The sequence below is a fragment of the Albidovulum aestuarii genome (genome assembly GCF_029961185.1).
GTDB lineage: Bacteria > Pseudomonadota > Alphaproteobacteria > Rhodobacterales > Rhodobacteraceae > Albidovulum > Albidovulum aestuarii.
The window spans coordinates 366,609-379,455 of record NZ_JASBQQ010000003.1 but is presented as its reverse complement, the minus strand read 5'-3'; the positions used below and the strand labels follow the sequence as shown (position 1 = coordinate 379,455).

Sequence of the window (12,847 nt, the reverse complement as noted above, 5' to 3'; positions counted from 1 at the left end):
TCCTGCCCTGCCCGTCACACTTTTGCCAGCCACTCCACCACACGCGACGCCGGACCGCCCGGGCGGAAGGCGCGCGCAGACCAGAGGGACAGCACACGGTTCAACGGCAGGCGTTTGCCGAACGGCGCGACGAGCGCGCCGCTTTCAAGCTGCGATCTGACAAGCGCGCGGTGGCCGATCAGCACCCCGGCGCCATTGACCGCCTCTTCAACCGCCAGAGCATATAGGGAAAAGACCGGCCCCTTGGGCGCGAAGCCCGAAAGCCCCGCCGCCTCGGTCCAGAGCTGCCAGTCATCCGACCATGTGCTGTCGATCAGGCAGGGCAAAGCGGCCAGATCGCCAGGCTGTTTCAGTTGCCCGGCCAGAGCCGGTGCGCAGACAGGGAAAATCTCGTCCTGCTCCAGCACCCTCCCCTCGCCCTTTGGCAAAAAGAAGAGATTGAGATCAAAGGGGCTTCGCTTCAGATCGGGCGGCCGTTCCATCGCGGTGATCGACACCGTGATTTCAGGCGCCGCCCGGCGCAGGGCTGGCAGCCGGGGCGAGAGCCAGAGCTGGGCGATTGAAGGAAGCGTCGCGATATGAACGGTGCGGGGCGCGGCCTCGACGCGAAGGGTCTGAACGGCGAGACCAAGCTGGTCGAAGGCATCGGTAAAGGCGGGCAAGACCCGTTGGCCCAGCCCGCTCAGCCGCACGCCCTTCGCGTGCCGGTCGAACAAAGCCGCGCCGAGCGTTTCCTCAAGCGCCTTCACATGCGCCGCCACCGACCCGGCGGTGACACCCAGTTCAACCCCTGCTGCCGCGAAGCCGCCCAGACGGGCTGCAGCCTCGAAGGCACGCAGCGCGTTCAGCGGCAATCCTTTCAGCGGGGGCGGTGCGACCGGCATTCGAGCCTCAGATTTTCTACGCCTAAAATTTCGCAAATCTGATTTGAAGGTGCAAGCCTTGTCTGGTTTCCTTGTTGCAACCAAAGGAGGATGCCATGCCCCATCTTGCCCCCCGCCCCTGGGTTCCGGCCCAATGTGAAGAGCTGATCCAGAGACAGGCGACGGAAACCGCAGCGCCCTCGGATACCGTCGCAGCCCGTATCGATCGGCTGATTGACCGGAACACGGAAATCCATGACCGCGACTGCTTCAATCTCAACCCCGCGACCAATGTCATGAACCCCATGGCTGAGGCGGCGTTGTCCCGCGGGCTCGGGTCCCGCCCGTCGCTCGGCTATCCCGGCGACAAATACGAGATGGGGCTGGAGGCGATCGAGGAGATCGAGGTCATCGCTGCCGAACTCGCGGCCGAAATCTTCGACGCCCGTTATGCCGAGATCCGGGTGTTTTCCGGTGCGATGGCCAACCTTTACGGCTTCATGGCGCTGACCAAACCGGGCGATGCGATCATCGCCCCGCCGGCCACGATCGGCGGCCATGTCACGCATCACAACGCCGGTTGCGCCGGGCTTTATGGTCTTGTCACCCATCCCGCGCCAGTCAATGCCGATGGGTACACGATCGACCTCGACGGCCTTGCCGCCCTTGCGCACGAGGTGCGCCCGAATCTGATTACCGTGGGTGGCTCGCTCAACCTCTTTGAACATCCGGTGGCCGAGGTTCGGGCCATCGCCGACGAGGTGGGCGCGAAGGTTCTGTTCGACGCTGCCCATCAGTGCGGCATCATCGCCGGGCGGGCATGGAAGAACCCGCTTGCGGAAGGCGCACATCTGATGACGATGTCGACCTACAAGAGCCTCGGTGGACCAGCGGGTGGTCTGATCGTGACCAACGATGCTGGGATCGCCGAAGCGCTTGACCACATCGCCTTTCCGGGCATGACCGCGAATTTCGATGCCGGAAGGACGGCGGCGCTGGCGCTGAGCCTACTCGACTGGCGCGACCATGGTGCAGCCTATGCATCCAGGATGATCGCCGTTTCCCGGGCACTGGCGCAGGCCCTTGCCGATGAGGGGCTGCCGGTCTTCGCCGCCGGACAAGGTTTTACCCGGTCGCATCAGTTCGCCATCGAAGCTGCGGCATTCGGCGGTGGTCAGGCGGCTTCCAAGACCCTGCGCAAGGCGGGCTTTCTGGCCTGCGGCATCGGTCTGCCGCTGGCAGAGGTGCCCGGTGACCTCAACGGCCTCAGGATCGGCACGCCGGAACTGGTGCGCCGGGGTGTGACCGAGGCGCATGCGCCCGAGCTTGCCCGCCTGATCGCAGCGGCCCTCAGGTCCAACGATCCGGCATCGCTCGCCGCTGAAGTCGCTAAACTGCGGCGGGGCTTTGACGGCTATCACTATATCCGGGCATGACCCGGTGCGGAGCCGAGATCAGGTGGTGAAAATCTTGCGCCAGATCGCGTGGATATCGGCGAGATTGCTTGGGTCATAGACAAAGAGCGCGAATTCGCCCTGCGCCCAGGTTCCGGCGACCGAGCCCGCCTCGCCCAAGGCCCGCTCAAGCATGAACAGGCGCGGGGCGTCGAGCGACTGGCCGCTCTTGCCATAGGCGCCGCGAAAGCGTTCCCATTGATCGTCGGCGACCTTGCGGAGTTCCGCCAGAACATTGTCGTCCTCGGCATGACCGACCCAGAGCCCGTCCGACCAGAAGAGGCAGGCGGTGTAGAAACCCTCACAAGCCTCGACAAAGATCTGCATCGGCTTGATCGGCGCGGACGGTACGACCTCCAGAAGATCGGCGAGACGGTCCACCGAAATGCCGATATCGCTGCGCGTGCCCCCTTCATCTGAGGGCGTGCTTTCGACAAGCACGGGATGATCCTCGCGCACCAGCAGGGTCAAAGCGGCACCAACCGCTTCGAACGCCTCCGTTTCTTCGTGCGACAGCGCCGCACCGACCGGCGGATTGGCTTCGGCCAGATCGTCGCTGGCGGCCACAAGGCTCAAGAGCCTGCGGCCCGCAACGATGAACGACATGAAACTCGCACCGACGCGGAAGGTCAGCTTGCGCCGGAGGATCGTATTGTCGATCTCATCCAGAATGGCGTTGATCGGCGACGGCAGGATACCGTTCGATATGACGCGAGCGCCATCACGGAATACCGGCTTCTCTGAACCGAGCGTTGCCAGTTTCCGCGCTATTGTACCTTCGTCGATCACAGGGGAGCCCTTGCTGAGAAAAGACGCGTCACGCGCCGGTTAGCCATCTTCACTGATCCTTTGCAAGCAGGCTTGCGCTTCGGGCGCAAACGCCGCCAGGTCAAGCCCAGCCGTGCCGACACACAGGAGCACGTCATTTGGCAGAAAGGGCGCTCTGACGAAAAGGCGCACTCCGTCCTGACCGCTGACTACGGCAGATTCGGCGGCACTATTGCCAAGCGAAGGCGCAGTTGCCGCACCCAGCACCGCCGAGGCTTCGGCGCAGAGGCGATTCAGGGCGTTGCGCTCCAACGGCGTATTGCTGTTGGTCACCAGAATCATCCCGGTCGTCAGGTCCGCATAGGCGAGTGTTTCGCAGGCAGGAAAGCGTGCCTGCAACGCGTCCAGCTCGTCAGATACCATTGCAACCATACCTTGCGCTCATGAGGTATGAGTTAGCTCAGATCGCGCCTCAGGAAAAGCCGCCAGGGTCACTCTGGCGCAGTGTTGGGGCAATGCTGCACCACATTCAGCCAGTCTGGGTGTTTTCCTCAGCCTGACGGAAGTCCGCCCGCAAACGCTCCAGCCGATTGCCGACCGGAGGCTGATCCATCATCCGGGAATAATCGACGACATTCTCGCTGCCTGCACTCGGACGGGGCGTGCGCGCCGTGCCGCCGGGCTTGACCCGGCGCGGCAGGATATGGACCGGCTCGGACGGTTCGGCTTCAACGCGGAGTTCACGCACCTCGGCCGAGGCCTGATCCCGCGCATCGGGTTCATCTGTTTCACCGACGCTCTGTTCTATCCGGTCTATGATCGTGTCGATCGCGGCGTAAAGCCCCTTGGCCCCGGACCGGTCCCAAAGCTCGTCGCCCTCTTCCGCCTTCAGCGCCTGCGTCAGCGAAATCGGGCAGATCGCCGCGAAAAGCCCCTTGGTTTCGCGTGCAACGCGGGTCCTGACCCGCATACGGTCGTTGTCGTTCGTCAGCTTGTCGAACCGGGTGATGAGAAGCAGGCTGTTGCGGCGTACTTTTTCCGGGATCATCGCCCAGACGGCGGATTCGGATTGCCGCCATGCTTGCGTCGCATGGGTGCACCACAGAACGGCGTCCACTTCATCCAGCATCCGCTCCCAGACTTCGGACGCCATATTCGGGTCCGAAATGCCTGGAAAGTCGATCAAGTCGCAGCGATCGAGGATGTCGGCGACGAAATTCAGCATGACAAAGCGGGTATCGTCCAGCGGCACATCTTCGAGCCGGTCGAGCGATACGGGATGTTCCTCGCCGTCCATGTCGATCCTGAAAGGTTCGTTTACGCCGCTGGCGATCCAAACTGGCGGCAGCCGGGTGGCGGTGACCTTTTCGGGAAGCGCGCGGGTACCGAGCAGAAGGTTGGACAGCGTGCTCTTGCCGGCACTGAACTCGCCCATGATCGCAATGCGGGGTTTGCGGGTTTCCGTAGTTGCATCCGTCATGCGGCAGCTCCCTTACGTGCAGTGGCTTCGCCGGCATCCTCCGCTGGCTCCTCAGCGCCACTCAACTCGTCATAGATCATCTCAAGCAGTTCGGCGCGTTCGGTCTGGGTCTTGATGCCGAAGAGATCCTGAAGATCGCCCATGTTGATATGGGCCTTTTCGGCGATCCCCATCAGAATGGAGCGTTGTTCGGCGAGGAAGGTCGTAAGCCGATCCGTTGCGGCCTGCCGGATTTCGGCCGCCTGACGGTCTTTCAGCTCCGAGATGAGCGGCGTCGTCTCGGCCTCGATCAGGCTCTGGAAACCGCTTGCGTAAGCACGGTAACCGCGGCGGCGCTTCCACCAGCCGTTCCACCACGATGTCTGCAGATCAAGCGCGATCGTCGCGCCGAGTGACACCGGCGCCGGCACCTCCGGCGGGCTTGGCGGCGTGACGGCGAAACCGTCGACACCGGCAGCGACGGCCTTGTGATACGCCTCAGATATATCATTTGCCGCATCGCCATAGGTGGCGCTGCAGGCCGCGATCAGGTTCTTGCGCAACACCTGATAGCTCGTGCGCAAGAGCATACGCAGGCCGTCGGGGCTGTACTGCCAGACCTCATTCTCGCCGTTCTGCTCCAGATGCTGAAGAAGCGATTCCAGCGCCCGGTCGAGGAAGCGGGCATGAGATTGATCGACCCTGCCTGCAAACGCGCCGAACACTTCGTTCAGGGCTGCATCCAGCCGCTGCTTGGCATTGGCCTCGACCTGATCGAGAAGCGCCGACAGCGCCTGCGGCTGCATCATCTCGATCTCGCCGCCATCGATCCGGATCGACGCCACGGACGAGGCTGCCCGCAGACCGGCGATAAAGTTGCAAGCGCGCTTGCGGAGATGCGCCAGAAGCCGCGCGCCCGGACCTGCAGCGATACGGTCAGAGAGCGTGTCGAAGAGGTGCGGCACACCCGAAAGCTGCCAGATCAGATCGCGCTGGGTAAAGTCGATATCCTCGCTGCCAAAAACCGCCTGAGCGCATCTGCGCAGGGCGTCGGCGCTGTCCTCGACGAAATCGTCCATCGACTCGGAGATCGCCATATTCGCCCAATAGGCGCTGCCGAACACGATCACCGGGTCCTGCGGCCCGTTGAGTTTGCTGAGCGTGGAAAGGATGCTGTCGCGGATATCGGGGAGCTGGTTGACCGGGTCCGACAGTTCGTCGATCCGGTTGACGAAGATCACGATGCCTTCCGACTTCACGTTGGAAATCATCCGGATCAGGCCCATATCAACCGAGCTCAGCGCCTGCGAGGCAGACAGGACCACGACGCAGAGGCGGCTGTCGCGGAGCGACTTGATCGTGATCTGCTCACGCATCATGAAGGTGTCGTTCACACCCGGCGTGTCGCGGATACAGAGCGGCACCGGAAGCGCGGGCGCATCCAGATAAAGGTCGGCCGATTTGGTGATATCGGCAAAGCGGCCCTGCTGTTCGTCCGGCGAGACATCGTCGAAGTCATCGCCGAGGCAGACATATCGCTGCATCAGGTCATCGTCGAACTCGCGGTAATCATGGCGCTGGCCGAGAAGCAGTTCAAACCGGCGGCCCAACCGCGTCATGGTTTTCTCGCGCATCTCGGCGATCTGCTCGTGCACCTTCTGCAGTTCTTCATCGGCGCCCGCGCGCATCGACAGTTCACCGATGCGGCCGCCGCTGCTGACGAGATGGTCCCACTCATCGGCGTCAAAGAACTGGAACGACGCGACGGGCGCATTCTCCTCCTGCGGCACGTTCAGATGCAGTGAGGTAACGACCGAGGTCCAGGGGTTCACATCGGCGGGCAACAGGCCGGGCCGGCCGACCATGGCGTTTACCAGCGATGTCTTGCCCGACTTGATCTGACCGACCATGGTGATGCTCGGCTCGAACTGCTCCAGCTCGCGGATCAGGCGGGCGACCTGCTTGGCACCCTCGGTGTCGCACAGGGCTTCGACATCCATCAGGGCGTCGTTCAATTCGTCAAGCTCGCCCCGCAGCGTCAGAAGCTTGTCCATCCCGATGCGCATAAAATCGTACGAGACGGCCTTGCCGTCTTCATCATGGGTCGTTGATTGTTCACTCATCGTGGATCACTTCGTCCTATTACAGGGCCGGAGACGGCGTTAGGTCGAGGTTTTTCTCAGTCAGATGTCGTGCCCCGGTTCCAAATTAAGAACAATCAAGATTGAGAGGCGAAATTGGGGCAGTGGTTTGAATTTAGTTTGTCCACAGCCCCGGTTCTCTCAACCATAAGCGGTATCTCGATCAAGTCTTTGAACAAAAACGGCTTCAACCGCCATTCCTGGCCTGGCCGCCCTGTTAGGCGGCCAGAGCCGATTCCATCTCGCGCCGCAACTGTATCGCAACACTCACAAACTCTCCGACCGCGCCCGAGTCATTTTCGATCTGCATCAGTTGCAGAAGATCGGCAGCATCGAACGCCGCTGAACGCAACTGCGACAAAACCGGGTCGCTGCCTTCGCCGTTCTCGCTGAGGTAATCGCTCAGCCACTGCACCGAATTGGCTGTTTCACGCATCAGTTGGTCGGCTTCCAGGACCCCGCCCTTCGCGGCGTCGCCTGCAAATTTCTGTCCGTGCTGCGCGAGCCGGTCGATTGCATGTTCAATCGCCTCCCGGGTCGCCGGGCTGAGCGCCGCGGCGGCAGCTGTGGCTTCGGCGACCTCAGCCGCTTCCCCCACTTCCGCTGTTTCAGGCTCTGCCTCAGTGGCCTGCTGTGCGTTCCGCGCTACGTCGAGGATATTGACCGGCATCACTGCGGGCCCCGGCTGCATTTCCGGAGCGGGACGCGAGCGGACACGGGCCGACATTCTGGGCGCTTCGGCAGGTGCGGCCTCTGTCGCCGGCTCTGGCGCGGATGCGGCGTCCGGCTCGGGGGTCACCGGCGCGACGGCCTCAGGCGCGGCCGGTGCGGGCATCGGCGCTTCCTCAACCTTCGCCGCCGGTTCGGGCGATGACTTGGGCGGGAATCTCTGCAACAGGATCTCAGCCTGATCGACCGCCGCCTGAAGCCCCAGATCGACCTCGCGCAGGATTTCGGAAATCAGGGCGCGACCACCGCTGCGGGTTAACTGGTCCCGGTCGATCGTGCCATCTGCCTTGCGCGCCGCAATGGCGTCAAGCGTGGCCACCGGCAGGATACGGTTGAACTCTTCAGCGCCTTGCTGCTGGAGGGTCGCGACGACGCTGTTCAGCGTACCGTCACGCGCCAGCGCGTCGGCCTTGGTCAGAACCATGAACCCATGGTCCTTCATGTCCTCGGTGGCACCTTTCCAGACCGATTGTTCGGACGGTCCGAAATTTTGCGTGCACCAGATTGAGATATCGGTCCGCCCCGCCGCCCAGGCCAGGGCACGGCTTAGTTCGGACGGGCCACCACTGGCGACGATTTCCATAACGCTGATCTTGCCCAGCGCAGGAAGCGGCATTTCGGCGGTGACGAAGATCGGCGATTTGGCCGCGATCTCAGCAGTGTTGAAATGCGGAAATTCAACGGTGCTGCCATCGGGCAGCGTACAACTGCTCTTGGCGGCATCGCCCCGGGTGATCTGCACAGTTGGCAGACGGTCCTTCGGATTCAGAACGGAACTGCCCAGCAACAGGTTCGCCAGCGTCGACTTGCCCGAACCGGGAAAGCCGAAGATGGTCACGCGGACCGGCTTTGTCATCCGGTCGACAAGCGCCTCGGCCCGTTGACGAAGATGTTTTGGGATCCTGCCTTCCGACAGGACCCCGATCAGTTTTCTTGCTGTCTCAGCATGTGCGTCTGCCGACACTCTTATTTCCCTCCGGCCACCAGCTTGAACGGCGCGAGTTTGTCAGCCTTACCGTCGCCTTCGGCATTCGCGGCTGATGCGGCAGTATCATACCCGCCACTGTCGAGGGACACCACTCGCGTCGTGCGCGACGTGGCGGTTTCGACAAGATCAACCGGCTTCTGCCGAACCTTCTGCATCGACGGCTTGTTGTGATTCAGCTTGATCACCGCGAAAGACACGTTGTCCTGCTCGGGATCGGCCAGATCATTGATCGCAGCGAGCAGATGCTCGGCAATCTCTGCACTTTTGCGTCGACGGTATTTCTGCAGGATTCTCTCGATCTTGGGCTCTTCGAGATATTGCAGGCCGTCGCTCGAAACCACCACGATATCGCCCACTTCGAGCTTGAAGGGCGTTTTCGGGCAGTCCGACCTCGCGACCCGGTCACCGAGGATGACCGAGGTCAGGCAGTTCCGGTCCGGATGATTCTTTCCGGTTTCAGGATCCATCATCCCGGATTTGACCATCATGTCGATCTGCGGCGCCATCGAGTGGTCCTCGTTGAGCTGCCGCAGTTTGCCGCTGCGCAGGTGATAGAGCGGAGAGTCGCCGATCGACATCCAGTACATGCGGTTTTCGACCATCACGAGCGCGACAAGGGTCGCCCCCATGCCCCGGACTCTCGGGTTTTCCATGACATAGTCGCGCACACAGGCATTCGCACTCGATGCGGCGGCGGTCAGGTAGTTCGGGACCTCTGCCTCAAACTCAGCGAAATTCGCGCTTTCGAATTTCAGCTCGCTGAAAACTTCAGTCACGACAATTTTCGAGGCTACGTCGCCTGCTGCGTGTCCACCCATACCGTCGGCAAGTACTGCAACGCCAATATCCGTTCCCGTCGGAAAGTCGGTGACGATCGCGTCTTCCTGATAGTCACGTCCCCCCTGACAGATGCAGGCAGCGACGTCAAAGCGGGGTTCAGGCGATCTCCACATCATCCGACTCCTCGCCCGATTCATTGCCCCAGTTGAACTCTTCGGAGCAAAGAGCGACGAACTTCAGCGTCGTCTCGCCCAGCCGGATCATGTCTCCGGTCTTCAGCGCCTCGTTGCTGATGACGGGCTTATCGTTCAGACGAACGATATTGCTCTTGCCGCCGTGACCGAGGAAGAACTGGAAGCTTTCCGGATCGTAGACGATGGCCGCATGGTTGGTGCGGGAGATCGCGGTATCGCCGAAATCAAGCGACACGGTCTGGTCCTCGCCACGCCCGATCTGCGACATGCCGGCTTGCAAGGTGAAGGATTCACCACGGCCGGGCCCCTTGACCACGATGACCCAGCCAACCGGGAACCGCGTGCCGCGCGTCGGGGTCGGAACCGGATTGTTGAAGAGGTCGACAACCTGCCCGTCCGACTTGTCGAAACCCAAAAGGCGGGTTTTGGTCCGGCGTTTGCGCGCCGGCGCATCGCCAATACGCGAGGAGATGTCGATCTGAGAGTTCATCGGTGCGGCGGCTTCGCCTGCATCCCTGGTGGGCGCATTGGTATCCGCAGGGGCAGCACTGCCACCGTCGAGATCCCAGATATTGACCGGAGCGCTCTCCGCTTCGGCGGTCATGCCAGACAGGCTGTTGATCAGGTCTGACTGATCATCTACCAAATCCGCCTCATTTTCGGCGGTCGGCGGGATGTTGAGTTCTGAAATATCAAACGAGTCGTCCTCGATTTTCGGCCCGGAACCCTTCCGCCCCAGCAATCTACCAAGTATTCCCATTGCCCTCGCCTTTCGATGCGATCTTTAATGCGACGCCGGAACAAAGACTTATGGTCCCGGACCTCACCCTCCGCCATCCAGTGACCATTTCAATTTGGCCAAAAGATGACACGACTTTGTTGTTTCCAGCGCTCGAAGGAACGATCAGGGGTTGAGTGATCGTCTCCGTTGCGTGGTCGATCCCGCACGGAGCGGGGGGAATCGAAACACCTTGATTGTCCGTGCGGGTTGTGTGGTGTGACCAGGTTTACGGACACGAGATCCGAAGCTGGCTGCTCCACTTGGTTCAGCAAGTTTCGCCGCCCCGCATCATTCCATGCGGGGCGGCACGGTTGGCTCAGTTGATCTTGTTGAAGTCTGCAAGGCTGTCGGCGATGACAGCGTACCACTCGCCGCTTTCACGCATCTCGTTCAGACCCTTGTTCATCAGGGCCAGGTAGACGCGTCCGCGCGGGTTGGTCTTGTGCGACACGAAATGGATCGTCTGCAGTTTCGACAGGTTCGGGTTCGGTTGCACAACGCCGACTGCTTCAGGAACCTTCTTGACCGCCGCGTCGCCGCCTTCAAGATCCAGAAGCGCCATGTCCACTTCACCCTTGACCAGCTTCTGGATGCAATCCTCCGGGCCGGCCGGCTGCACAAGCGTGATCACCGGCTCGACCAGGCCTTCGCTGGACAGTTCGGCAAGCGACCAGCCGTCCGGACGGCAGACGCGGGCGCCGGCATAGTCCGAATAGGCTTTCACTTCGGCGTACTGATTGTCCGGCATGGTCCAGTATGCGGACACGGATTCATAGATTGGCAGCGACCAATCGAGCTGCGTGCAGCGGTACTTGGTGTTTTCGTCGAGCGAGTCGAGATTCGAACAATCGGCCGGCTTGTACCAGGCGACCGACACGTCGAACGCGCCGAGCGGCAGCAGCGTGTCAAAATGCGCCTGCCAGTCGTCCACGAAACTCAGGTTGAACTCGCGGTCATTGCCGCCACGGTTCAGGGCCGTCGTCGCGAGACGAACGAGCATGCCACCGCCCTTCATGTTCTCACCCGTATAGGGTTCCCAGCCATTGCCGGACAGAAGCTTGATCGGCGGCTCGTAGATGTTCGATTTCGCCTTTTTGGACTGCTTCTCTTCTTCCTGAGCTATGATCTGGGTCACGTCGCTCTCGGCAGAAAGCTGACCGTCCTCACACGGAATCTGCAAAACAATGCCCGTTTCGAGGCTGTTCGGGTTGTCGATCAGGTTGCGGTTGGCGTTGAAGATCATCTGGTAGTCGAACGATCCGTAGGCGGATTGTGCGATCGAACCGAGGCTGTCGCCGTCCTTGATCGTGTAGCTGGAACAGGCTTCCTGAGCAGCTGCGGCGGATGTCAACGCGATAAGCGCGACGCTGGCGGAAGCCAGATATTTCCTGGAGTGCATGATGTTACGCATGTTTTGTTCCCGTCCTTGAATTCTCTGCGGTTGATTTTCAAACGGATTACTCGCACTCGTTATTCACACTGCCCGCACCTGAAGCGTCACACGGAAGGTGGACATCGGACGGACTTTCATTCGGTGGTCACCGCTCCGGCAATAATGGCCGGAGCGGTCATTGTTTCAGAGGCCGGCCTTGTTGAATTCAGCCAGGCTGTCGGCGATGATCGCGTACCATTCGCCGCTTTCACGCATCTCGTTCAGGCCCTTGTTGAGCATCGCGATATAGACGCGGCCACGCGGGTTGGTCTTGTGCGTGACGAAGTGAAGCGATTCCAGTTTTGACAGGTTCGGGTTCGGCTGGATCACACCGGCGGCTTCGGCAACTTCGTTGACCGATGCACCGCCCGTTTCCAGATCGAGCGAGGTCATGTCGGCCTTGCCGTTCAGAACGGCCTCTACACAGTCACGCGCGGTCGGCGGAGCGATGTAGGTGACCACCGGCTCGACCAGGCCTTCGCTGGTCAGGTCCAGGATTGACCAGCCTTCGGGCCGGCAGATGGTCGCGCCAGCATAGTCGGCGAACGATTTTGCGGAGGCGTATTCATTGTCCGAACGCGACCAGTAGGCCGTAACGGTTTCATAGATCGGCAGCGTTGCGTCGAGTTGGGTGCAGCGCATGCGCGAGTTGTCGTCAAGCTCGTCAGGCTTCGAACAATCCGACGGAACAACCCAGGCAATCGACACGTCGAATGCCCCCAGCGGCAACAACGTCTCGAAATGCGCCGCCCAGTCGTCAACGAAGCTGAGGTTGTACTCGCGGTCGTTGCCGCCACGATTGAGCGCCGTCGTCGCCAGTCGAACGAGCATTCCGCCGCCCTTCAGTTCTTCGCCGGTGAAGGGCGCCCAGCCATTGCCGGACAGAAGTTTGATCGGCGGTTCATAGATGTTCGACTTGGCACGTGTCGCCTGCTTCTCTTCTTCCTGCTCGATGATCTCGGTCACCTTGCTGCCTTCGGTAAGGCTGCCGTCCTCACAGGGGATCTGCAGAACCGTGCCGGGGTCGAGGCTGTTGGGATTGTCAATCGCGCTGCGGTTGGCGTTGAAGATCATCTGATAGTCGAACGTGCCGTAGGCCGTCTGGGCGATCGAACCGAGGCTGTCGCCGTCTTTGACCGTATAGGACGTGCAGGCTTCCTGGGCGAAGGCGGCACCTGACATCACCGTCACGGCGGCGCTTGCCAGCAAAATCGTTTTCATGTTGATCGGAGACTTCATTCCGTTATTCCTTTTAAAT

At 61.3% G+C, this 12,847-nt stretch carries 11 protein-coding genes; 1 reads left to right on the top strand and 10 read right to left on the bottom strand.

Annotation, left to right across the window (positions count from 1 at the left end):
• Positions 1-14: 14 nt before the first annotated feature.
• Positions 15-884 carry a LysR substrate-binding domain-containing protein gene (locus QKW60_RS09890; protein WP_282368427.1) on the bottom strand — a complete coding sequence of 290 codons (870 nt, stop codon included), beginning with the start codon at positions 882-884 and terminating at the stop codon, positions 15-17.
• Positions 885-979: 95 nt separating this feature from the next.
• On the opposite strand from QKW60_RS09890, the gene QKW60_RS09885 reads away from it, so the two are divergent.
• A complete protein-coding gene (locus QKW60_RS09885; RefSeq protein ID WP_282368425.1) occupies positions 980-2,299 on the top strand; it encodes a serine hydroxymethyltransferase in 1,320 nt (439 codons plus the stop codon).
• An 18-nt stretch (positions 2,300-2,317) separates the two neighbouring features.
• Here QKW60_RS09885 and QKW60_RS09880 read toward each other — a convergent pair whose 3' ends face one another.
• The 9 genes from QKW60_RS09880 to QKW60_RS09840 form a co-directional block, all read right to left on the bottom strand.
• The gene (locus QKW60_RS09880; protein ID WP_282368423.1) at positions 2,318-3,106 is read right to left on the bottom strand and encodes a hypothetical protein; all 789 of its coding nucleotides are present in this window, start codon (positions 3,104-3,106) and stop codon (positions 2,318-2,320) included.
• Between the two features lie 39 nt (positions 3,107-3,145).
• A complete protein-coding gene (locus QKW60_RS09875; RefSeq protein WP_282368422.1) occupies positions 3,146-3,508 on the bottom strand; it encodes a hypothetical protein in 363 nt (120 codons plus the stop codon).
• Positions 3,509-3,614: 106 nt separating this feature from the next.
• Positions 3,615-4,565, bottom strand: coding sequence for a dynamin family protein (locus tag QKW60_RS09870; protein ID WP_282368420.1), 951 nt, complete (start codon positions 4,563-4,565; stop codon positions 3,615-3,617).
• Positions 4,562-6,667 carry a dynamin family protein gene (locus QKW60_RS09865; protein WP_282368418.1) on the bottom strand — a complete coding sequence of 702 codons (2,106 nt, stop codon included), beginning with the start codon at positions 6,665-6,667 and terminating at the stop codon, positions 4,562-4,564. Before QKW60_RS09865 ends, QKW60_RS09870 begins: the two co-directional genes overlap by 4 nt.
• A 235-nt stretch (positions 6,668-6,902) precedes the next feature.
• Positions 6,903-8,378 (bottom strand): P-loop NTPase family protein, encoded by a 1,476-nt coding sequence (locus QKW60_RS09860; RefSeq protein WP_282368416.1) that lies wholly within the window; start codon positions 8,376-8,378, stop codon positions 6,903-6,905.
• 2 nt (positions 8,379-8,380) lie between these two features.
• Positions 8,381-9,355: a PP2C family protein-serine/threonine phosphatase gene (locus tag QKW60_RS09855; RefSeq protein WP_282368414.1), complete on the bottom strand. Its 975-nt coding sequence runs from the start codon at positions 9,353-9,355 to the stop codon at positions 8,381-8,383.
• Positions 9,339-10,022 (bottom strand): FHA domain-containing protein, encoded by a 684-nt coding sequence (locus QKW60_RS09850; protein ID WP_282368412.1) that lies wholly within the window; start codon positions 10,020-10,022, stop codon positions 9,339-9,341. Before QKW60_RS09850 ends, QKW60_RS09855 begins: the two co-directional genes overlap by 17 nt.
• A gap of 451 nt (positions 10,023-10,473) precedes the next feature.
• Positions 10,474-11,568 (bottom strand): transporter substrate-binding domain-containing protein, encoded by a 1,095-nt coding sequence (locus QKW60_RS09845; protein ID WP_282368409.1) that lies wholly within the window; start codon positions 11,566-11,568, stop codon positions 10,474-10,476.
• Positions 11,569-11,733: 165 nt separating this feature from the next.
• Complete coding sequence (locus tag QKW60_RS09840) at positions 11,734-12,828, bottom strand: LysM peptidoglycan-binding domain-containing protein (RefSeq protein WP_282368407.1); 1,095 nt, start codon at positions 12,826-12,828, stop codon at positions 11,734-11,736.
• Positions 12,829-12,847: the final 19 nt, after the last annotated feature.